Genomic DNA, 23,626 nt, shown 5'->3' with positions numbered 1-23,626 from the left:
GAAATGTTATGTCAGGAAAATGATATCGTGGACATTCGATACAAATCCATTCATACTGAATACATGACGACCACTGGTTAATTAATAAGGAGTGAGGTATACATCATGGAATCAAAAACATTGGAATTGTTTAAAACCTTAACGGAGTTTCCTTCCATTCCTGGACATGAGCGTGAATTGCGGGCATGGGTTAAGGAACGGATATCCGGTTATACCGATGAAATCGTGCAAGATCGATTGGGGAGTCTTTTTGGGGTGCTACGCGGTCAAGAAAGTGGACCACGAGTAATGGTGGCAGGCCATCTGGATGAAGTCGGTTTTATCGTGAATGGTATTACGGAAAATGGAATGATTCGTTTTCAGCCGGTTGGAGGCTGGTGGAGCCAAGCCATTATGTCACAACGTCTTCAAGTATTAACTCCAAAAGGCCCAGTTATCGGTGTAGTTGGCTCTGTCTCGCCTCATTTGCTGGATGAATCGCAACGCAGCAAACCTATGGACATCAAGCATATGTATCTGGATATCGGCGTAGACAGCAGACAAGAAGCGCAAGATCTGGGGATCGTACCAGGAACGGCCATTGCGCCGATCTGTGATTTCACTCCACTGGCAAATCCTAAAAAAATCATGGCTAAAGCGTGGGATAACCGCTACGGTGTAGGCTTGGCTATTGAACTACTTGAAGCGTTACATAAAGAAAAAGAAAAGCTTCCCAATACATTGTATGCGGGGGCCACTGTTCAAGAGGAAGTGGGACTGCGTGGTGCACGCACAGCGGCCAATCTGATTCAGCCGGATATATTCTTTGCACTGGATTGCAGTGCGGCTAACGATATGGGCGGCGACCCGAATGCTTACGGGCACCTTGGTAAAGGCGCACTGCTGCGGGTATTTGATCCGGGTATGATTCCACATCGCGGGATTGTGGAATACGTGCAAGACATGGCGGAAACTCACAAAATCAAGTATCAATATTTCATCTCCACAGGGGGAACCGATGCAGGTCAAGTGCACTTGAGCGGAATTGGCGTGCCATCCACCGTCATAGGCATCTGTGGACGATACATCCATACTTCCTCGTCCATTATTCACACTGATGATTATGATGCAGCCAAAGAGCTGATCATCAAGCTGGTTCAAAATCTGGATCGTACAACGCTGAATACCATTATTGAACGAGCCTAAGGTGTAACAGAGAATCGCAATCTATAAAAAAACAGTCAAGACACGTACAACGTGCATTGACTGTTTTTTTAATTTAATAGAAACAAAAGATAGAACATATCAAATCAAATGCTTATAACGAAGCAAAGCAATCACTACAAGTACAGCAGTTAAAGCAACGCAGACGTTTTCTACCTTAGCTCCCTTCCGGGTTCCAGTACTCATCAATTTAAATCGCAGCTTCCATTTAAACGGCGGCAAAGGTTTAATTCCATTATTCGTCAAGGAATCTGCCAGTAAATGCAGCAAATACGCCATACCTCCAGCCAACCATATGCTGTCACCGTGCAAACGTGTCGTACCATAAAGCAGCGCAGTCCATGCGACTGTCCCGTATACCGTATGTGTCAGCCCCCGGTGTGGGACTAACGTACAAATGATCAGCAGACACCCGGCGATATAATTCCAAGGTGCATATGATTCTCCATACCAGGCTAGGCCGATACCAATTAAAAAGATAATAACCTTGCGCATGGATCGTGAAGGCATAAAAGAAGCACTGATCATCAGCAAAGCCAACACAAGATTCCATGGAGGTGGAGCCAAACGGGTAAAAAATACCCAACCAGCAGCCCCAATCATTAGAAGCTGTACGAGCCTAAGCATTTTGGTTGGTAGCGCTCGGCTCACGAGCATGGAGTTAGGCTCGTCAATATCCGGCAACAGTGAACCGACCACAGCAGCTGCCACGGCAGCCGGGGTCACTTCGTATCCACTTAGAGCTAATACCGACAGGGAGACCCCGGTTCCAATAATCAAATGGGCTCTTCCCATCATGGTGCAAAACATCCTTTCATTGCAGCATACAACAGAGTTCAACATCACTCCATTTGAATCAGCATAATTCGATTGTATACGACAAACAAAAGGAGAACAATAGTTCGCTTATTCTATTTAAAAGACTTCATTCAAAAGTCCTAGTTTCGTCCCCATTATTAAACCCCTCCTCTGTGCTTACTCTCCAGTCAGCCCTGCCCTCTGTTATAAGGCTACATCTTCCTGACCTTATCGCGGCTGCCCTGCAAACTTTCTGCGAAAAAGAGCACAGTTCAACCATTTCCCAAAAAACAAGACATATGGCCTATGAGTATGTTGACAAACATCTTCAATATTTTCTTTTTGCCTCAAAGTCCTATTGTACAATTTGAAATATTAGGTAATATAGTGTTTATATTTACTATATGAATCTATTAAATGAATAAGGAGGAAATGATTATGCAAAAAAAATCGACGTTCCGAAAGTTCAAAACCATCGGTCTGACATCGTTGCTAAGTCTTGTATTATTCGCCCTTCCCGCTTCAGCTGCTTGGAATGATACATACACGGGGTACGCCACATATACGGGATCAGGTTACTCTGGAGGGGCATTACTGCTTGATCCCATCCCTTCGGATGCCAAAATTACAGCGCTTAACCGCACACAACTGAATTATAACGGAATCAAAGCTGCATTAGCTGGAGCCTATTTGGAAGTTCAAGGTCCCAAAGGGAAAACAACCGTATATGTAACTGATCTTTACCCTGAAGGTCCAAGTGGCGCGCTCGATCTGTCCCCAAACGCGTTCAACCTGATTGGAAATCAAATAGACGGAAAAATCAATATTTCATGGAAAGTTGTCAAAGCTCCGGTTAACGGCAATGTCTCCTACCGCATTAAAGAAGGCAGCAGCCAATGGTGGGCAGCCATTCAAGTACGCAATCATAAATATCCGGTCTTGAAGATGGAAGTCCAACAAAACGGACAATGGCTCAATCTCGAAAAACAGGATTACAACCACTTTCTAGGTACTAACTTAGGAAAACAACCTCTGAAAATACGGATTACGGACATTCGTGGTGTCGTGCTGAACGATACAATCCCAGCTCTAGCGGAAAATGGTACAGGCGGAGCCTATATCGTTAAAGGTAACGTTCAATTTCCTGACTAATTGTAGTACCGTCATCTTTCTTCTTTTATTTGAATAGACAAACCCGGCCGGGAACCGACGCAATCCAATGCGTATAAGTGTTCCTGGCCTTTTTACGAAAAAATTATTATTTTTCACAAAGAATCGGTTTGTTCACTGTCCTGTTCACAAGATCACACGTATAATGAATACATAAATAGGGTGTACTTTACAGCTACGTGCACACAGACAGGAGGCCTGTTCATATGAGCAATTTCAAAAAGCATCACAAGCTTCACAGCAAATTGCTGGTCAGCATTACGTTATGTATTACGCTAACGTTGCTGGTATCCACCACTGTGTATTATTTTTACTATATTCGCGTGGAAAAGGAGCAGGCATTCGAGGCCAATCACAACAGCTTGACGTTGAGAAGCAGAGAGGTTATTAACATGACATCTATTGCTCAGTCGTTGGCATTCCAAATGTATCGCAGCAGTACCCTGTCCAAGTTGTTGTATTATCCAAAACCTAATGTATATGATGTAACCGCTGCCATGACCGAATTGAACAATTATCTTAACTCCATGCCGTATATCGAATCCATCTACGTGTTTAACCCTAAAAGCGGCACCTTCTACATTGCTTCCTCACAAGGTCAAAACGGGCTATTCAGCAAACATGAACTGGCTGATACAGATATCATTCGCGTGCTGGATCATTATCAGGACTATAAACCCTTTACGCCTATTCCACGCACGTATCCACTGCTGTCTGCCTCAGACTCCAGAGCTGAAGTAGAGCAAGCAAGCCCAGATATCCCAGCCTATACGTATTTATGTTATGACGCAATTAACTCGAACGAAGCGATAAATTCGGCTGTGATTGTGAATGTGTCGGCGGCCTGGATGAACAAGGAAATGGCGGCGAATCCAATCTCAGGCGGGACCGCTTATATTTTAGACGATCAGGGCAGACTGTTGTCTGGTACAACATTGACAGACGAAACTTTGAACGAAAAAGAACAGCTATGGCTGCACACGAGAGTCAAAAAACAAGAAACAGGCTATTTTGTAGAAGACTTTCATGGTAAAAGATCACTCATTTCCTACACCTCTCCGGATGGACTAGGTTGGCAGTATATTAGTGTCACACCGTATGAAAGCGTTATCAAAATGGCAAGTGTTATTCGTAATGCGATGTTACTGATAGCCGCCATCATTGCATTGGCAGGATTCGTGGCTTCGTGGCTGCTGTCCAAAATGCTGTATACGCCTATTGGCCAAATTGTTGTGCATATGAATTCACTGGAATCAGAGAAACGAAACAGTATGTACACGATCCGGCAAAACATTTTAAAAAATGTGATCCGGGGAATCCGAAATCTTCCTACCGGTGAAGAACCGGAACGATTGCGCGAGCTTGGGATTACGTTCCAGTTTGACAAAGACTACCGCCTTGTGCTGCTGCGCATAGATGAATATACCCGATGGCAAAGCGAACGTGGACCTGATCTGCTACCCTATAAGTTTGCAATCATGAACATTGCTTCTGAAATATGCGGACAGACGTACCAGGTGGAGACCGTTGATATGGATGAGGACAGTGTACTGCTGATGCTTAACATTCTCGATCCCGCAGAACATACAGACACTGTACTGCTAGAAACCTTATTACGCCAAATACGTGAAGCTTGCTTTGAATATTTGAAGCTGAGTGTTTCATTAACTTACAGTGCCATCACGAGTCAACCAGAACGGCTGCATCTGCTGTACCGCCAAGTACAAGACGCATCTATGCACCGATTTTTTCAGGGGCACAGATGCATTATTAATGCGCAAAACACTACAGAGGAGGATATCCAAAATACTTACGTATATCCAGCCGATAAAGAGAAAAAAATGCTAGATATGCTACTGTCTGGTCATACGGAGGATGCACACAGTATGTTCAAAGAATTATTGATGCATATGGAAAAATATCCTTTTTCCTCTGTTCAAGTGGCGATATCCCGGCTCATCATGAGTGTAAATAATGCTGTTCGGCATATCAGTGAGCTCAATGGATTTGCTATAGAATCTAAATCTGAATTACCATCCGCTGATCGGTTAGAGACCGCTGAGAATCTTATTGATCATTATCAATTGGTCTTTGATCATATTCGCTCCAATCTATCGGAAAAACGAAACACGAAGCAGGAACGACTGGTACGGCAAATTAATGAACGAATGGAGCAAGCCTATACGGATCCCAATTTTTGTCTCAATCAGATTGCGGAAGAACTGGATATGTCGCCGATCTATGTCAGTAGGCTATATAAGCAACAGACCATGTCAACTATCGTGGACGTCATCCAACAACTTCGTATTCGCAAGGCCTGTGAGCTGCTGGAACAGACCGACTGGTCCGTAGCTGACGTAGCAGAACAAACCGGATTTGCGAGTAGCTCTTATTTCCATCGTATGTTCAAACGTAGCTTGGGTGTAACACCGACAGATTTTCGCCGTTCTAAAGCAAATGCGCAATAAGTAAACTGCTCTACACGCCTGCTCCGAGAACGGAACATTGCTCCCAAAAAATAGACTGACATTAAAAAAGCAAGCCTCCAACTTTCTGGAGACTTGCTTTTTTCTTTATCACAATTCTTTATGTTTTATTTAATCCCCTTCTCCTTTACATAGGCTTCCCATTGTTTTGTATATTCGGTTTGAATTTTCTCCAAACCAGCTTGGTTTGCCTTTTGCAAGAAGGTCTGCAAGCCTTGATCTACATTGTCGATCAGTCCAGCTTGGAGCGGATACAGATATTGCTTCTCAACCTGTTCTAGAGCTGCTTTTTCTGCTTGATATGTCGTGTAGTCCTCTGCAAAGCCTGTAAACAGGTCAGGCTTCTGGATTTTATCCAGCTCGGCAAAAATTTTCTTCACACGGTCAAAGCCAGAATCAAACAGCATGTATTCCGGGTTACGCCAAGCCCAACTATTCATACCTTCGCGTGAAAATCCATTAGTACTGCCGCTACCTATCATTTGGTAGTAACCATCTTTGACTTCGTAGTTTTTGCCTTCAATACCATATTGCGTGAGCAGGTTATAGCGTTTGTCCGTCACCAGCTTTTCATAAAAGGCCAATGCGCGCGCTGGATTCGGGCTGCTTTTTGGAATCGCAAAGCCGTTATGAATCGGATGCACTGGAGTTGCATAACCTGTCGTCAAAGGGAATGGGTAGTACTCGAGCTTCCAGTCCGGGTGAGATGCTTTGAGCTTAATGACCATATCATTAAACCGGGTTGGATTGTCACCGAAAATACTCGCTGCTTTACCAGAAGTCACTTGATCCTGAAGCGTATCTTTTACGTTTAATACGTTTTTGGGAATGAATCCTTTATCGGCCCAGCGTTTGTAAGTGTTCAGCTCTTCCTTTTGTTCATCCGAGCCCCAAAATTTATATACCTCTGTTGGTTTTTCGTATTTAATACCGATACCGTAAGGCAGTGTGCCCACGCTCTTCGTTACTAATTCAGTATATCGATCATGCAGATTTCCCTTAATATCGCTGTTCAGAGATACTGTTTTCATATTTGGCTCATGCTGACGTATCCCATCCATATAAGCCTCATAACTTTTCATATCTGTCGGTTTAGGCAAATTGTACTTCTCACGTAAATCCTCACGCCATACAAAACCGTTTGTGACATATTCTTTATACGTGCCAGGCACGGTATAAATTTTGCCTCCGATTTTAACTCCATCCCACATGTCCTGAGGCACAAATTTTTGCAAGGCAGGTGCAGCCTTAGGCAGCAGATCGTCTAGCGGCAGGAATGCGCCCTTTTTGGCATAGGCCTGATACTGCGTCCAATCTGCAGTGAAGATCAGGTCGATAGGCTGACCCGAAGACAATAACAGCTTATATTTTTGATCCCAGTCTGTCCACGTCGTATAGTTAAATTTGACGGTGGCATTCAGATCTTTTTCCGCCAACTTATTGATCTCTGTCTCAATGGTAGGCAAGTCCTTAGGAGCATCCCCCAGCATATAAAATTGCAGCTGTACTTTCTGGGATTTATCATCCTCTCCATTTGCTTTTTGAGCGCTGTTTCCACTACCTCCTCCACATCCGGCTAATAGCGCCGTGATGACCATTACTGCAATCAGGATGGACATGCGTTGTTTTCTTTTCTTTGTGAATGTCATGTGAATCCTCCCTTTGAAATGGTAGTCTGATTAAATAAAACGCTTACAAAGAGTGCTATTTAGATGGCACAACGTCAGCACGTCATGCCATCACAGTCCTTGAGTGCCACTTTAGCCTTTTACCGCACCAATGGTCAATCCCTTAACAAAATAGCGCTGTACGAACGGGTACAGCAGCAAAATAGGTCCGGTAACCACGATAGCCATTGCCATTTTGGTCGACTCTGTCGGCATATCGTTGGAAAGGGTTACGCCAGTACCTGCACCCATTTGAGCGATAAATTGCATGGAGTTAATTACATTATACAGATAATATTGCAACTGGTATTTATGCGGATCGTTAATAAAGAGTGAGGATGAGAACCAGTCATTCCAGTAAGCCAAGGCCAGAAACAGTCCCACAGTGGCAATACCCGGTGTAGATAAAGGCAACACAATTCGATAGTAAATTTTAAAATCACCCGCACCGTCAATTTTAGCGGACTCGAACAGCTCTTCCGGCATGGAGGAACGAATGAAGTTTTTCATTAAAATGATCAGAAACGGAGTCATCAATCCCGGGAAAATAAGCACTGTATACGTATCAAGCAATCCTAAATACTTCGTCAGCATAATGTACCAAGGTACCAAACCGCCTCCGAACAGCGTCGTAAAGTAAATATAGAATGAAAACGCATTACGGTATTTAAAATCTTTGCGTGCCAGCACATATCCTGCCATCGTCATCAGGAACAGGCCCAACGTCGTACCTACAACCGTGGTAAAAATCGTCACCCCGTATGCCCTTAACACCTCTTCAGGAAAGGTGAACACCGTCCGGTAACCTTCCAGTGAGAATTGCTGTGGTATAAAGTGATAACCATCCCTGATAATCGATTCATTACTGGTCAGTGAAGCCGAAATAATAAGTAGAAACGGGAGTAAACAAGCAATGGAAGCAATAATGATAATCACATAAGAGATAATTTTAAAAATTCGAGTGTATACATCCTCTTTGATCGCCATCCGTTTGGGTCCTCCTTTCTAGAATAAGGCATACTCGTCGTTCAACTTGCGGATGATATAGTTCACGGTCATGATCAGTACAAAGCCGAACAATGATTGGTATACGCCTGCCGCCGAAGCCATCCCCACATCAAAAGTTACTTTCAGCGAACGGTACACATAAGTGTCCAAAATATCCGTCGTATTGTACAGCACCCCATTGTTTCCGATTAACTGATAGAAAAGATCAAATTGTCCTTTCATAATACTACCAAGCGCAAACAACAGCAGCACAACGAATGTCGATTTGAGCATAGGAACGGTAATGTACCAGATTCGTTGAAAAATGTTGGCCCCATCCATTTTAGCTGCCTCATAATATTCGTCACTGATACCTGTAATCGCTGCTAGATAGATCACCATACTGTAGCCGAGATTTTTCCATAAATAGAACAGGATAATCAGGAAAATCCATACCCATGGTTTGTTGTATACATCCACGCGTTCACCACCAAATTGCAGCAGCAGCGTATTCAGGAAACCATTATCATAATTAAATATGTTATACACGATAACACTTAGAATAACGAAAGAAACAAAATAAGGCAGGAACATCACGGATTGAGCGATCTTTTTAAAGTAGCGGCCTCGCAGCTCATTCAGCAAAATAGCGAGAACAATCGCTAGCACGTTACCGAGTAAAATAAACGCTGCATTGTATCCGACCGTATTCAATGTCAGTTTTGTCAGCGTGCCGGATTGCCATAGAAAGCGAAAATTTTGGAGTCCGACGAACTTGGCATCAAACAGGCTGGTATTAAAGTCGAACTGGGTAAATGCATAATAAATACCCACCATAGGAATGTAGGAATTAATGAAGAAAAAAATTAAAGTGGGCAACAACATCAAAAATAATACCCGATTGCGGAACAGTTCATAGAAGAACCCGTGTTTCCTACCCGTTCCCAGCCTCTTACCGTTCAGGCGGGAATCCGTTGTAAGCATTGCAGAATTTTTGGGCATAGGCTGATTCAATGTGAGTCACTCCCCCTCTGTATACGTTACCGACAGCAAAGTTTGTAGCACCGCCGCCGTATAACTATATTTTATGTAAGCGCATTCAAAATGAAAAGTGAAGCCTCTCATGCTTCATGAACAAAGGAGTGTCCTGAGGAGTGAACAATTCGGATATTTGTGAAGTTTTGTGTAATATGAGGCGTCTAATCGACGCCTTAAGCCTATTCATAAAGCATATTTGAACGATCTAATCTACTCCTTTTGCCCACCCTGGAATGTGGTTTCATCCTGTTTTACCCAAAATCCGATTTTCTTTGCCTGCTCCAGCAGCTCGGCGGCGTTATCCTGCGGCTTATATCCGATTTGTTCTTCCAAGTAGCCAATGTCATAATAATTATCCGTATTGGCTGACGTACCGTACAAATTAAGATAACTCATCTCCGGACGAGCTTCGATACAGCAGACGGTCAGACGGATCATATCGCGATCAGAGATCCAAATATGAGCGGCGCGCTCCGAATGGGGCCGATCATCTCCAGGAAAATTTCCGATACGGATATTCATTGAAGATATTTTGCCCTGATCGGCATACAGCCGGCCTAACAGTTCAATGTAGCACTTACTCAATCCATAAAAACTGTCTGGTCGGTAGGGATCTTCTACATCTATGCTTTCGCCTACTTTATAAAACCCTGTGGCATGATTGGAACTGGCAAAAACAATGCGTTTTACCCCATTTTTCACCGCAGCTTCATACAGCTTGTAGGCTCCACTAACATTGCCAGACAGCACTTTGCCGAGGAAATCCCCTTCATCCTTGATCCATGCAAAATGCAGTACCGTATCCACTCCGCGTGTAAGCTCAGCCAGTCGTGCAGCATCATGTATATCCATTTCCACAATCCCTGCCTCTTCATCCCTCTTCACATCAGCAGCGATTATTTCATATTTACCTTCCGCTTTTAGCCCTTCATACAATACTTTCCCAATTGTACCTGCTGCACCTGTAATCAACAATTTTCGTGCCATCGTCCGCATCTCCCTTCTTTGCTTGGTTGTATGCTGTCATCCATATCATAATCTTAACCAACTCCCCAGGGAGGAAACCCCTTAAACTCTCGAATTAGGCAGGTCAAAGCCCACGTTGCTGTGTCTCCTGTCGGCATATAAAAAGGGACCCTGCTACTGTGCAAGAGTCCCTTGTTGTTACTATAGTTTCAAGTTCTATCTTTCAATCTCTTGGTTTCAACTACTACGCTCAAGCTTGTCGTACTACTCTCGCTCTGCGATTAACCAAATAAATGCTAAGCCCGATTAAGATTAACCCGATAAGCAGGAAAGCCGTAATCGCTTCGCCCAGCACCAACGAGCTGACAAACACCGAGATCACAGGCACCAAAAACGTATAAGACGCAACCTTACTCGCATCCCCTGAATTAACAAGTGTGAAATACAGCAACCAGGAAAGTGAAATTCCCAACACCGTGCCGAATATCAGCCCTGACACATACGGGACATTCCATACGATATCCGACCAGTTTTCCGTCACCGTTCCAGCTCCCGTCAGCACGATGCCTCCCAGTGTACATTGGAATGCAACCAGCCACAGCGAATCCACACGCTGGTTTACCTTTTTCACATATACCGTTCCCAATGCCCAGCTCACGGCTGTAATAATGGCGATGATTACACCTGCCACAGCCACATGCCCTGAAAATCCGCCCACACTGACAGCTGCAACGCCCAAAAATCCGATGATCAATCCAATCACCTTGAGTCTGGACATCGCTTCCCCTAGCCACATCCATGCAAAAATACCGACCAACACAGGCTGGAGATATACCAGCACAGAAAACAAGCCGGAGGGGACGTACATCAGTCCCACTGTTTGCAGGCCATAAAACAGTACCACGTTAAAAATACCTGAAATAGCATACACCCGCCAATTTTCTTTCCAACGAATGCGATTCCATCTCGGTACTAAAATTGCTCCTAATAGCAGACCGCCCAGCAGTGTACGTAGCCCTGCAAACAACAATGGAGGTGTGAATTCCAATGCCACTTTATAAATGGGCCAAGAAATGCCCCATAATACAACCAGCAGCGCGATCATCATTATCCGCTTGGCTGTCGTTAACTCTCCCATGACGCTCTCGCTCCTCTATGAAAAAAATCACTAGACTTTATATACTACGCCTACAGAACAACTTTATCAAACAAAAAATATGTATTGGAAAGCTCCACCTTTCATGCCCGCTTGTTCATCGAGGTATGTCTTCGGACAGAGGAATCCAGTCATTTTCCTATGTTACAATATACCAAAAAGATAGATAAAGCTTATAAGGATAGGAGGTTGTCTGCACTTGATTTATATCATCAAATTTTTGTACAGCTTTGTGCTCCCTCCCGGTTTGTTCATCCTGGTGATGGCAGGGCTCGTGATCTGGCTATGGAAAAGGGCACGTATACCTGCGGTCGTATTGCTTCTTGTCACATTGCTGCTGTATGTTTCCTCGACCAATTTGGCTGGAGATTTGTTAATCAGTAGCCTGGAAAAACAGTACTCACAACCCCGTACCGTTCAAGGCGATGTCATTGTCGTACTTGGGGGCGGAGCCACACAGGGAACCCCCGACATCAATGGACAAGGCAATCTGCTAGGATCTGCGGCTAATCGACTGCTCACTGCGGCCCGACTGCACGAAGCAACAGGCTTACCTATTCTTTTCTCCGGCGGGCAAGTGTTTGGAGACAGTGGTAATGAAGCAAATATTGCGCAGAGGCAGCTACTAGGACTCGGTATTCCGGCAAAGGACATTCTGATCGAAAACCGTTCTTTGAACACACAGCAAAATGCCGTATATACATCGCAAATTTTGGGAAAACATCAACTCACTAGACCTGTTCTGGTGACCTCCGCTTTCCATATGCCACGTGCTGCACTGGAATTTCAGCGTGCAGGCATGCAGGTCATAGCTTATCCTACCGACTATCTGGCAAGTGAAAAGCTGGCACTGTATGCTGGCAAGCTCTCGCCGTCTGCTGGGGCCATGTCTACAACCGGAACAGCCCTCAAGGAATACCTAGGAATTCTTGCATTAAAGCTTAAATAATGTGATGTCTAATTGTATAGCGACACACAGCACAAACAAGCGTCTTGCGCTCGCAGGTATAAGCCTGTAAGCTAGCAAGGCGCTTGATCTACCATTTCATATTTAATCCAAGAAAATATCCGATATTTGTTCTTCCGATATGACCTTAAAGCCTTCCTTTTTTAACAAAGCCGAGGTTACCCCGTTACCTGCTATTTTACGGTTTTCGAATGACCCATTATATATTGCTGCTGATCCGCAGGACGGGCTATTTTCTTTTAAAACAACAAATGTTGCGTTAACCTCTCTGGCTATATTCAGGGCTTCGTACGCACCTCTAATGTACATATTGCTGACATCGTTGCCTGAAAACTCGACCACCTTGGCTGTGCCGTTCAGCACATCCTCCCCTGTCCCTCCAACAATCTCAGCAGGCTCTCTCGGAGTCACAAAGCCCCCCAAAAGCTCAGGACAGATTGTCATAGCCTTCTTTTCCTCTACCAACTTCTGAATATGTACATCCAGGCTATCCGTCCCGTTATATCGTACCTTCATGCCCGCCAAACACGAACTTACCAGAATCATTAGTTCCACCTCATATCCATTGCATTCACTATTAAGTAGTTAAAGTATAAACAAATTTTCTCGTAGAGTCATCGTGCGAAAATTTAGACTCGCCACTACGTCCGCGTTCCGTAAGGTTATTCGTCCAGCTGATGTCATAATCATGATCCTGCGCTCTACCCATACCCTTTTGAATTCTGTTCGAAATACAAGTAATGAAAAAAGGCCCTGATTAGGGCCTTCAAATACTGCGGGAGTTCAACGTATCTCCTTATCCATTACCCCTTCTGTTTGTAAAACTCATGGTACAACTTCATCAGCGCGCGCTTTTCAATTCGTGACTTCCTTTTCAGTCCCTATAGGATCGTGGAGAGATACGTCTTTGCGTGTTTTTTTCAGAGATCGCAAATGCATCAGGATTTCATTTTCTATACAACGGGCTGCAAATGTTGCCAGCTTGGTGCCTTTCCCGGTCCGAAAGCTTTCAATGTACTCATCCAAAATAACCTGATAAAAACAAGCCGGAGGCGCATGTTGGGCAGCACTACGGCTTATTTTTATTGTTGAGGTTCACCCTGCTCGTAAGTAAGATAAATTCACTCTTGCTATAAGTCGTAATTTAAGATATATTATTAATTAAATAATCAATCATTTAATTAATCAAAGTTTAGTTTAAAGAGAGGGGAATACATTTGGCAAGACCCATCAATGAAGAAAAAAAACTGGAGCGGCGTAAACGTATCCTAGAAGAAGCTGTTGTCCTGTTCGCAGAAAGTGGATATTCTAATACCACAACGGCAATCATTGCGCAGAGTGTGGGAGTGACTCCTGGAACCATTTTTCAATATTTCCCTAGCAAAGAAGCTTTATACTACGCCGCTGTTCTTGAGCCGCTTGCTGATATTCAGGCGAAATCGCTTGCTTGTCTACAACAAGAGGAGACGCCGGGCGTATTGATTAAGAACATGGTGGCAGAACAATTCAACCATATCTACTTCTATATAAATGAATTGCGGCTTGTTCAATCTGTCTTAGGACAACGAATAAGATTCCCTGAACTTACACAGAAGGTCCTTGAAAGTATAAAGGTAATGACAGATGCGATCGAATGCGTCTATGCCAAGGGACAGTTAATGGGAGAATTCAACAAAAGCTTTTCTCCAGCAATGATCTCTCGTGCCTATATCTCTTTCTTAAATGGAGTGGGCTTAACTCTTGCAGAAAGTATTATTCATCATCCCGAGTGGGAAAATCTGAAGGGGCATGCCTTTTATTTGTTCGCACCCATACAACCTAAAGAAAAACTGGAGGAGTCTGAATGAGTCAGGCATCATTACAACCCGATCTAACATTTAACGTTCGTGTAAAAAAACGAAAGAAAATTTTATGGAGCCTAGGGATCGTGCTTTTGCTTGTGATGGCTCTTGTATTTTTTATATCTTATAAAGTAGTAGACACCTTGTTGCACCATCCTAGAGACACTAATGTCAGCTACGAATTGAATATGGATAAAACTCCCTACGAAGAGGTCGAGTTCAAGAGTTTGAAAAATGATAATACGATTAGAGGTTCCTTCTTTCCTGCAAGTGGTCTTCCTGGTAAATCAAGTAATAAGACGATTATTGTCGTCCATGGATATACGAGCAATCGTTTAGTCAAAGGGCGGACCCAAAAGTTAGTAGAGCATTTCGTTCCGAAAGGCTACAATGTATTGGCATTTGACCTCAGCTCACAAGGTAAATCCGATGGTGATTTGATTACACTGGGCTTCAATGAAAAATACGATTTGCTAGGAGCTGTAAGCTATTTAAAATCCAGAGACCATATGGGTGATAAGATTGGAGTTATCGGCTTTTCAATGGGTGCTGCTACTTCTTTGCTAGCCGCTAGTGAAAGTGATGACATCAAAGCCGTAATTGCAGATAGTCCTTTTCGTAATGCTGGTCTATTTCTGAGAGAGGGTTTGCCCTTCTTTTCAGGTTTACCTGCGTTTCCATTCAGTTATACATCGACATGGATGGCAAATTGGGCCTTTAAGGTTGATCTTGATTCCATATCTCCTATGGATGCGGTAAAAAAGATGCAAGACAAGCCAGTTATGCTTATTCATGGTACTGGAGATCAGCAAATTAGTTATAAAAATACAGAAATTATTTACGAGTCCTTAAAAGATAACCCAAAAGCAGAAGTATGGTACCCGCAAAATACGGAGCACATCGATGCCATCAACCATTACCCCACTGAATATTTCAAAAGAGTAGATCGCTTTTTGGATGAGTATGTAGGAAAATAAATTCAATCCAAGAGAGCCAACTAGCGAAGGAGCTTGTCCTGATGAAGTGAAAATACCCAATATATCAAGCATTTTTATCCTGTAGTGTAGAAAAACACTACAGGCTTTTATTTGCGTTTTAAATGAAAATACATAGCAAAATAGTTATTATTTAAGCGAAAAAAAACAGTGTACGAGTACTGAGCATGTTGATTAAAACAAAAAGACAAGCGTATGCTGTTCACTGGTCAGGAGAAGATCCTTTATAGAGATCATTTGAACAAAGACCCGGAATCGAATTAATGAACTAGAAAACAACGCGTTCTCTACATGAGCAACAAAGAATAGTTCATCTGATATTCCCCATCTTGACAGTATTAAAGATATTCGGGAATTAAAGCTTATTGAACGATTAACCACACTTATAGAAAAATTGCCTAGCGCTTTTCAGCGTAAAGGAGCAGTTATTTTTATAGGATAGCTTTATATAAGAATATTGGATGGGCAGAGGGGGATGCAATTTAAACACGCCTCTGAAAAGAAGCAAGTAATTGAACTATGAAAAAGACCTAAAAAGGCCCTGTTAAGGGCCTCAAGCGGCTTCATATATCTCCTTATCCATTACCCCTTCTGCTTGTAAAATTCATGGTACAGCTTCATTAATGCACGCTTTTCAATGCGGGACACATACGAACGCGAAATCCCCAGCTCTCTGGCAATTTCCCGCTGTGTTCGTTCCTCTCCTCCGGCTTCCAGACCGAAACGGCCAATCACCACTTCTTTTTCACGCTCATCTAAAATATCCAGGTTGCGATAGATTTTACTCTTCTCGATTTTAAGTTGTACTTTATCTACAATATCGTCCGCCTCGGTGCCGAGGATATCAATCAAAGTAATTTCGTTTCCTTCCTTATCAGTCCCTATAGGATCGTGGAGAGATACGTCTTTGCGTGTTTTTTTCAGAGATCGCAAATGCATCAGGATTTCATTTTCTATACAACGGGCTGCAAATGTTGCCAGCTTGGTGCCTTTCCCGGTCTGAAAGCTTTCAATGGCCTTGATCAGTCCGATGGTGCCGATGGATATAAGATCCTCCAAATCTTCGCCGGTGTTATCGAATTTTTTCACAATATGGGCCACCAGCCGTAGGTTATGCTCAATGAGTGTGTTACGGGAGTGTGCATTGCCTTCGGCAAACAGCTTTAGGTGTCGAGCTTCCTCTTTCTCAGTCAATGGCTGCGGAAAGGCGTTGTTTTTCACGTAGGAAACGAGTAGCGTCAATTCCTTGATGAACAGAGCGATAGCGCTAAATAGTCCGGGCACGGATGACACCTCCTGAGGTAGTTGCGAACTTACCGGCCTTTGTTACTTACCGGGCTTGCGGTCTGTTTATTGTATGTAGGCAGGTGCCCATCCGTGCCTGTACTCCGAAAACTGCTCCGTAACAATTTGCCGGATATCTTTCTGGAGCAACCTCCAATACTTAATTCGAAGCATAGAGATCTCTTCGACACAAATCAACGCACTCCATATAGCCAGAGGAAAACCCGGGATACGCTTTACATTATTCATCACTTGGTTTCCCCATTTTCTTTCAGTAGAGTATTAACTTCTTTCTAGATATGACAATGGAAGTGGCGAATAGACCATTGTATCTCCATCTTCATCTCGTTTTAAAATAATAGCAAACTCAGCACCATTACTTTCATCGCCTCTTGGCAACGGAAATATCATAGCCGGACAACGCAACTCATAATTATGAGGAAATTCTTTTCGAAAGTTCTCTAAAGCATAATTCAGAATCGCATCTATTTTGTCGGTAAGCACATTAAATCCACCTATTACAAAATCATTATATTCTTGGGAAGCGGTGTACTTCTCAAATAATTTTCTTTTATATTCCTCAACAGTACTAAAACAAACTTCCCAATCCAAAGGGAAGATGCCATCTCCCAAATAATAAGTGTATAACTAGTATGCATTCCATCATCAAGGAATATATTCATAGAGAGTTTCATATAAATGATATGAATCAACCTTTTCGACACATTCAAAAATTAAACTTAAGGAGGAATTTCAACATGGCAAAATTCAGTCAAAATCCAGACGACTATACTTTTTCCGTGGATCCTGTTGTTATAGCAGAGGAAAATGTTTCAACGAACGGAGATTCTAAAAATACTTTTCCGAAAAATGTTTTAATCGATAATAATCTATATTGGGAAAGTAGTTTAAGCGGTAAAGGTGGAGAAATCATCTTCAAATTAGATACAGGTAAGACGATCAATGATATTCTTTTAGCTCAACCATCTTCTCGAGCTTTTATACTTTCATTTTCTTTTTACGGCTCTAATGACGGAGAAAATTGGTTTAGGTTAGGTGAAGTCGAAGCTTTGCCAACCACTGCAAAAACAACCTATCAATTTAGTAATGAGATTCCTTTTTCATATTATAAAATAACTGTACTTTCATCTGGGATGAGTAGTACAACCTCCTATTATGGTATACGATATATTCAGCTAAAAACCGCACTCATTAATGGTGTTCCTGCCTACAGAGCATCCAATATAAACCCCGCTATTGCGGAATAAGTTAAGTTAGTACACACAAAAAAAGGGGCTGGCCAACGCCGCCCCTTGATTGGTTCTATTTCATTTGAAGCATGTTATAAATCATCTCAGCCGCTTCCGCACGTGTGACCTCCTGCTTGGCCCGAAAGCTACCATCTGGATATCCTTGTACTAAATTTATCTCCGTTAGACCAAGTACATCCTTTCTGGCCCACTCGACAATTTGAGAGGAATCCGAGTATGCACTGCTTTCTTGCTGTGGTGTAGCCTTGATAATGTTATTCACCATTTTAGCCGCCTGCTCACGGTTAATGACCCGATCTGGGCCAAATTCTCTATTACTAAACCCGCGAGCGACCTGATCTTTAATCGCCGTTTTGAGAAGATCAACGTACCACGCCGATGGATTGATATCCTCGAAACCTAAAGTCACATCTGTTTCGAGCGGTAATTTCAAGGAACGGACCAGCATAGAAGTGAACTCCATACGCGTTACAGGTCTGTTCGGCTCAAACAGCGTGTGGGTTATTCCCTTTACTATACCCAAATCGGCAAGCACATTTATTTTTTCTTTATTAAATATCCGATCAATGTCACTAAAATGATTTGGCTTCTTCTCAACGGTTGAATCCTGAATGTGCTCTGTTTCTATCGGTTCCTTTATAACAGGCTGAATCGGTTTTACACTCTCCGCCCCTCCTGCTCCGCCACCTACGTCCACAGTATTACCCGTTGTTTTTCCATGCGCTTGTTTTGCCTCTGTGCGTTTTCCTTGACTATTTTCTGCCCAAAGTTGAACTGTATACAACTGCTTCTCTTTAAGTTGTCTCCAGATATAGCTTCGATCCTTACCACGATATAGCTCTGTTCCTCCTTCACTGGCAAGGACGAAAATATCATTCTCATGGTCTGATTCCCAATGGATGATAAATTCACTATTCGTTGTTTCCGTCTTCAAAAACGCAAACGCTGGAGACGGCAGCGTCTCGACCTGACCTTCTGTCTGCTTACCTTCACCACTTGTGTTCACTGGCTTAATGGTAATACGATACACTGTAGAACTGTCCAATCCATCTACTTTAAATTCATGGGTGGTCGTATGACCGATAAGCACCTCGTTTTGGTAGACATTGTAAGCATCTGCACCCGAAGCTTCTTTCCACGTAACAACCAAATCGGTATCTGTTACTTCTTTCACTGTCAATCTATTGTCTGGTATTTGACCTGGTAAAGCGCGATACGTGAAGGGAGCTGTATTACCTTCCCCCGTTGTATTCACAGCCTGTATACCAAACGAGTAAATCATACCAGGCTGGATATCTGAAAGTTTAATATGAGCATCTCTGGTGTTAAAAACTTCCCCCGTATCTTTACGGGTTACAGTATATTGATAAGCGCTCTTGATTTCTTCCCAGCTCAGTGAAATCTGGCCACCCTCAAGTGCTGTAACATTAACATTTTGTACTTCAGGAGGAAGTGTCAGCAGGTCACCCAACGCTGGCTGGCTGAAACCACTACTGTTCCCACTGCTCACTTGAAAATCATAGTTTCTCCCACCTGTTAAACCAGAAACAACCACACGTGGTTCCGTACTATAATAATTTTGACCGTTGATCGTTACCTTATATTGAGTTGCCCCATCAACTGGGGCCCATATTAATGTGGCATCGTGCTCGCAAACATCTACAGTTGCAAGTTGTATAGCCGAATCAGGTAGTGTTAATGCGTTGATAGATGTATCTTTACCCGTGCCACTTCGATTGTAGGCTCGTATTTTAATATTGGCAGATCTACCAGCAGGCAAGCCCTCAAAAGTATACGAGTGGATACCACGCGCAACCCGCACCTTCGGTTCATCGTTAACATTCAAGATGTATCCTTCAGCCCCCTGCACATCCTGCCACGAAACACCGATAGCATACACATCCTTCGTCACACTCGATAATGTAGCTACTCGATCAGGTAAAGTGATGACTCCCAGATGAGCATAGTCTCCGAATCCTGTTGCATTTTCAGCGGAAACGTTATAACCATACTCAGTTCCCGCCTGAAGATCAGTGTCGGTGAATTCTGTATACACATCTTTATAAACCGATACTTCGTCACGTTCTAGGGCGTAGTAGGTGGCAGTGATTACAGAATTCCACTTCAAGTCGATTCCATCTTCTCTTACAGTTACATTTCGGAATCCGTTCGGGCTGTCTGGTAGACTTAGAAAAGATACATGCTTTGCTGTACCCTCTCCAGTGTCATTAATAGCTGATACAGAAACATCGTAATATTTACCAGGCTTGATTCCCGTAATTGGATTATACACATCCTGTGTAACCGTATCCTTAAATATGATTTCTCCCGTACTTACGTCTGCTGCTGTAATATTATATTTGTTAGCTGATGAGACTGGCGTAAAGTCAGCCATGATTTCTGCAGAATGACGAGAGACAGGTCGTAACTGGATATGCTCAGGGGCATCAGGTAACGTTAATATATGGACTCGATTAGAATACGCATTACCTCCCACATGATTACTAGAACGCACTTCATATTCGTATTGCCGTCCTCCTTGTAGCCCTCTATCTGTAAAAGAATTTGTCGGATGCGTAACATCCCAAACCTCATTAGTTGTTAGATTTCGGACTGTATAAACGTAACCATCATCAAGACCAGACGGGAGAGTCCACTGCAAATCAGCTTCTGTATTTCGTATGGATGTCGCAGAGAGCACAACCGACTGGGGCTGCCTTTGAATGCGAAGTGCACTGCTGACCGTTTCATAAATGTTACCCACCCTGTCTTTGACCTTGGCATGAACATACCATTCACCTTCATCTAAAAGATCCATCTGGATTGTTGTATCGGCTGAAGCATCCCAGTTTTCTGGTGAATCAGGGCTGTTCGTGATTTTATACTGCATTGTGGATGACTCAATCCCCGAATGCTGATCGGCATATCGTATCCTCACATGAATATGGGTATCTTTCCATTCACGCGAATCCGGCGTCAGTTGAATCGTCGGTGGTTCCAAATCAATATAAGATATTGCGGATACTGGATCACTTCGATTCCCAGCTGCATCTACAGCTTGAGCAGTCAATTTTACGATACCCGAACCATTTAATATTCCAGACGAACCAGACACATAGGTGCCAGAACCCAATTGATATTCATAATGTACTGCTGTAGTATCCGTCGCACCCGATAGAGTAAACTGCACTGGCTTATTGGTATATCCGGTAGGTATCGTCACCTCGGAAAACGTAACTTTCGGAGGCGTTGGCTTGGTTCGATCAATCATGACCGATTGAGTCACGATTGGACTAGACACGTCGAGATTATTGATCGTCCGCGCTGATAATTCGTAAATCCCTTCTGCATTTAATGTAAAAGTACCCTTGTAGGTCAACCACTCCCCTGATGGAATCAAGCGATACTGTGTCATCTTAATTCCATTTGTAAGGTCACTTCCTGAATCAATGGTAATATTCACATCATGGTTCGTTGGGCCTGTTTCACTAGCCCGGATGACAGGAGCAGTCGGTCCCTTTTTATCAATGGTGACTTCTTTGCTTACTTCTTGGCTCACATTACCGACGCCGTCAATGGAGCGTGCATGTACCGTGCTTTTGCCATCTTTATTCACATGAAACACTCCATCATAGTCCTGCCAATCTTGATTCACAACGCCCGTCAAACGAAATTGAGTATGGGCTAGTCCAGAATAATCGTCTGTTCCCGGTTGTAATGAAATCGTATAGTCATTACTGTTTCCCGTTGCGTTTAGGATGGGTGGAGTTGGTGGCATCTTGTCTATTCGGACATTCCCGGAAGAAAGACCACTATACTGGTTATTCACGTCTACTGTCCGGGCATAGATCGTATTTACACCGTGATCATATACAGTAAAGGGACCTGTGTATGGCTGGAATGCTCCTCCATTCAGGCTATATTCATAGTATTTTAGCCCTTCAGGAGCCACGTCCCCATTTATCCACACGGTTACAGGTTCTTTGGTCCATTCTGTGACAGCCTGGCCCTCAGCGCCTGCATGAATCTGCGGTGGTTTAGGCATGAAATCCGATTTGGGAATAACACGGATTCCAAACTTGGATATTTCATTGCTTGTCTGTTGGTTAGTTCCCATCGCTCTGAAATATCGAACATCCCTTAATGTAATAGAGTCGGTGATATCTATCCATTTTCCCTGGTAAAATCTATCGGCATAGAATTTCGTTACATTAGTCCATGTGTATAAGTTCGTTCCGTTAGGCCTCCAACTGTCGCCTGCTGCGTTATTAGATGTATATATATCAGTATGATACGACCCTTCAATGTAAACAAAAATTCTATAATCAGAAGTCTTAATAGATCTTCCAATATCAATAAAACGATTTGTCGGCTGCGTAGTACCATCACATTTATACCTGGCCGAACCCATGCCAGTGTATACTTCCGTTGCTCCTATCCCACTTCCTGACCAAGAGCCCCAACTGTCGCCTCCACCCGGCAAATTGTTTTGGCAAAAAGGTCCTCCCATGATCTCCTGAGTAGCAGCTGATACCCTTTCCGGAAATATGGGAATTATCGTTAATAGTAGGACTACAGCCAAAAATCCGTACACCCACTTCCTATACTTCCTTACCTTTCGCTTATTTTTTCGATACATACACTTCTCCTTACTTTATTTTATTTTCAAAGAGTTTTACAAACTCGCTTCGGATAAAATAGAAAAAGCACCTCAAACGAAGGCGTTAATGCCTAAGTTTGAGGTGCTTCCTCTATATCACGAGTATGTTTTGAAGCTATTATACTTCGTTCCGAGCAAGTTGTAAACAGAACTGACAAATTATTTGAAAGTGTTAATGGACCTGAACGCCTAAGTTCCGAAAAAATCCTCGCATATTCTGCATGTAAGAATCCTGAGTAGCGGAAGATTCCTTAAGAAGATTTTGCATACTGTTCATAAAAGCAGAAGCTGATGTCGTATCCGCTTTGTCAAACCGATTGTTTAGCGGTGTGTTATTGAGCAACTCTGCGTTCTGTCCCGTACGTTCCTTGTATTTCTCAATCCAATCGGGATGTTGAGGAACCTTTTGCGCAAAATTTAACAGTTGGCTCAGCCCATTTCCTCCACCTTTAATATCATTCATGTACGCAGTATATTTTTGAGGATCAACCTGCTTCATCACTTCCGACAGCTTGACATAATCCTCAGGAGCACCTGACGGACGATCTATTGGAGTCGTGTAGCTAATATCTCCGGTCTCTGGATCAGTGGATCGTGTCAAAGCAATACTAGCAATCTGGTTCATGGTTTCCAGAAACTCTTTGGCCTTGTCGCCTTCCATGTAATGATCGGCAATATACTTGGATTGAGTAACTCCCATCTCCAGCAGCACAGCTCGTTGACTCTCATCCGTTACTGTTCCGTCGACGATAAAATTAGATTCAATCATACTGTACACTGCATTAGACACTTCTTCTGGCTGACCTTCCAAAACCCGGTTTAATGAATCATTGATCTGTGTTGTACCGAAATACTTGGCAGCCTGTGATACAATAGCTCCTTCCGCCAACTGTCTACCGGCTTCACTAATCTCCACGGAGTCTTGAACTACCACTCTGGAGACCTGTTCTTCATGAAGCTGGGGTGGTGGAGCTTGCTTGCTTGTCGGATTGATCCGTAAGCTACTTGCATTAAGAATCGCTTGCTGTGCTCTAAGAGGTCCAAAATTCATTCTATTTCCTCCTGTCATGTTTGTAACAGGCAATCTAAGGCGTATGTATAGTGTAATGTGACCCTGTTTCTATATATATCGGACAA

At 43.2% G+C, this 23,626-nt stretch carries 18 protein-coding genes and 1 pseudogene; 7 read left to right on the top strand and 12 right to left on the bottom strand.

Annotated features, from left to right (window positions below; translation table 11 throughout):
- The first annotated feature begins 105 nt into the window (after positions 1–105).
- Positions 106–1,185, top strand: a complete 1,080-nt coding sequence (locus NSQ58_RS10780; protein ID WP_341057379.1) for a M42 family metallopeptidase — start codon at positions 106–108, stop codon at positions 1,183–1,185.
- 99 nt (positions 1,186–1,284) lie between these two features.
- On the opposite strand, the gene NSQ58_RS10775 is transcribed toward NSQ58_RS10780, so the two are convergent.
- On the bottom strand, positions 1,285–2,001 hold the full coding sequence (locus NSQ58_RS10775; protein ID WP_069080368.1) for a metal-dependent hydrolase: 717 nt from the start codon (positions 1,999–2,001) through the stop codon (positions 1,285–1,287).
- 438 nt (positions 2,002–2,439) lie between these two features.
- Between NSQ58_RS10775 and NSQ58_RS10770 the strand changes: the two genes are divergently transcribed.
- Both NSQ58_RS10770 and NSQ58_RS10765 read left to right on the top strand, forming a co-directional pair.
- Positions 2,440–3,153, top strand: a complete 714-nt coding sequence (locus tag NSQ58_RS10770) for an expansin EXLX1 family cellulose-binding protein (RefSeq protein WP_023989541.1) — start codon at positions 2,440–2,442, stop codon at positions 3,151–3,153.
- A gap of 224 nt (positions 3,154–3,377) precedes the next feature.
- The gene (locus NSQ58_RS10765; RefSeq protein ID WP_053325806.1) at positions 3,378–5,639 is read left to right on the top strand and encodes a helix-turn-helix domain-containing protein; all 2,262 of its coding nucleotides are present in this window, start codon (positions 3,378–3,380) and stop codon (positions 5,637–5,639) included.
- Between the two features lie 125 nt (positions 5,640–5,764).
- On the opposite strand, the gene NSQ58_RS10760 is transcribed toward NSQ58_RS10765, so the two are convergent.
- From NSQ58_RS10760 to NSQ58_RS10740, 5 genes are all read right to left on the bottom strand, one after another.
- Positions 5,765–7,306 (bottom strand): extracellular solute-binding protein, encoded by a 1,542-nt coding sequence (locus tag NSQ58_RS10760; protein WP_023989543.1) that lies wholly within the window; start codon positions 7,304–7,306, stop codon positions 5,765–5,767.
- A 111-nt stretch (positions 7,307–7,417) separates the two neighbouring features.
- Positions 7,418–8,311: a carbohydrate ABC transporter permease gene (locus NSQ58_RS10755; protein ID WP_013311212.1), complete on the bottom strand. Its 894-nt coding sequence runs from the start codon at positions 8,309–8,311 to the stop codon at positions 7,418–7,420.
- A gap of 18 nt (positions 8,312–8,329) precedes the next feature.
- Positions 8,330–9,325 (bottom strand): ABC transporter permease, encoded by a 996-nt coding sequence (locus tag NSQ58_RS10750; protein WP_023989544.1) that lies wholly within the window; start codon positions 9,323–9,325, stop codon positions 8,330–8,332.
- A 234-nt stretch (positions 9,326–9,559) separates the two neighbouring features.
- Positions 9,560–10,336 (bottom strand): NAD-dependent epimerase/dehydratase family protein, encoded by a 777-nt coding sequence (locus NSQ58_RS10745; RefSeq protein ID WP_028540428.1) that lies wholly within the window; start codon positions 10,334–10,336, stop codon positions 9,560–9,562.
- A 229-nt stretch (positions 10,337–10,565) separates the two neighbouring features.
- Positions 10,566–11,453 carry a DMT family transporter gene (locus tag NSQ58_RS10740; RefSeq protein ID WP_028540427.1) on the bottom strand — a complete coding sequence of 296 codons (888 nt, stop codon included), beginning with the start codon at positions 11,451–11,453 and terminating at the stop codon, positions 10,566–10,568.
- A 217-nt stretch (positions 11,454–11,670) separates the two neighbouring features.
- On the opposite strand from NSQ58_RS10740, the gene NSQ58_RS10735 reads away from it, so the two are divergent.
- Positions 11,671–12,420 carry a YdcF family protein gene (locus NSQ58_RS10735; RefSeq protein WP_068942413.1) on the top strand — a complete coding sequence of 250 codons (750 nt, stop codon included), beginning with the start codon at positions 11,671–11,673 and terminating at the stop codon, positions 12,418–12,420.
- A gap of 102 nt (positions 12,421–12,522) precedes the next feature.
- Here NSQ58_RS10735 and NSQ58_RS10730 read toward each other — a convergent pair whose 3' ends face one another.
- Both NSQ58_RS10730 and NSQ58_RS10725 read right to left on the bottom strand, forming a co-directional pair.
- On the bottom strand, positions 12,523–12,984 hold the full coding sequence (locus tag NSQ58_RS10730) for a DUF523 domain-containing protein (protein ID WP_068942415.1): 462 nt from the start codon (positions 12,982–12,984) through the stop codon (positions 12,523–12,525).
- Positions 12,985–13,305: 321 nt separating this feature from the next.
- Positions 13,306–13,452: pseudogene (locus NSQ58_RS10725) on the bottom strand (sigma factor); the annotation flags it as partial.
- A gap of 203 nt (positions 13,453–13,655) precedes the next feature.
- Here NSQ58_RS10725 and NSQ58_RS10720 point away from each other — a divergent pair.
- Both NSQ58_RS10720 and NSQ58_RS10715 read left to right on the top strand, forming a co-directional pair.
- Positions 13,656–14,285 (top strand): TetR/AcrR family transcriptional regulator, encoded by a 630-nt coding sequence (locus NSQ58_RS10720; RefSeq protein ID WP_341057378.1) that lies wholly within the window; start codon positions 13,656–13,658, stop codon positions 14,283–14,285.
- A complete protein-coding gene (locus tag NSQ58_RS10715; RefSeq protein WP_076295475.1) occupies positions 14,282–15,256 on the top strand; it encodes an alpha/beta hydrolase in 975 nt (324 codons plus the stop codon). Before NSQ58_RS10720 ends, NSQ58_RS10715 begins: the two co-directional genes overlap by 4 nt.
- A gap of 600 nt (positions 15,257–15,856) precedes the next feature.
- On the opposite strand, the gene sigK is transcribed toward NSQ58_RS10715, so the two are convergent.
- Positions 15,857–16,558 (bottom strand): RNA polymerase sporulation sigma factor SigK, encoded by a 702-nt coding sequence (gene sigK / locus NSQ58_RS10710; RefSeq protein ID WP_013311218.1) that lies wholly within the window; start codon positions 16,556–16,558, stop codon positions 15,857–15,859.
- Positions 16,559–16,840: 282 nt separating this feature from the next.
- Entirely contained in the window at positions 16,841–17,170 is a 330-nt protein-coding gene (locus tag NSQ58_RS10705; RefSeq protein WP_226887735.1) for a hypothetical protein, read from the bottom strand.
- Between the two features lie 146 nt (positions 17,171–17,316).
- Between NSQ58_RS10705 and NSQ58_RS10700 the strand changes: the two genes are divergently transcribed.
- Complete coding sequence (locus tag NSQ58_RS10700; protein ID WP_023989553.1) at positions 17,317–17,826, top strand: discoidin domain-containing protein; 510 nt, start codon at positions 17,317–17,319, stop codon at positions 17,824–17,826.
- Between the two features lie 55 nt (positions 17,827–17,881).
- On the opposite strand, the gene NSQ58_RS10695 is transcribed toward NSQ58_RS10700, so the two are convergent.
- Both NSQ58_RS10695 and NSQ58_RS10690 read right to left on the bottom strand, forming a co-directional pair.
- Positions 17,882–22,468: a fibronectin type III domain-containing protein gene (locus NSQ58_RS10695; protein WP_341057377.1), complete on the bottom strand. Its 4,587-nt coding sequence runs from the start codon at positions 22,466–22,468 to the stop codon at positions 17,882–17,884.
- A 193-nt stretch (positions 22,469–22,661) separates the two neighbouring features.
- On the bottom strand, positions 22,662–23,540 hold the full coding sequence (locus NSQ58_RS10690; protein WP_023989555.1) for a hypothetical protein: 879 nt from the start codon (positions 23,538–23,540) through the stop codon (positions 22,662–22,664).
- Between the last annotated feature and the right edge of the window lie 86 nt (positions 23,541–23,626).

It is taken from the genome of Paenibacillus sp. FSL M7-0134 (genome assembly GCF_038007865.1).
Classification (GTDB): Bacteria; Bacillota; Bacilli; order Paenibacillales; family Paenibacillaceae; genus Paenibacillus; species Paenibacillus polymyxa_B.
Note: the sequence above shows the minus strand (reverse complement) of the source record. Positions and strands in the feature narration are given on the sequence as shown.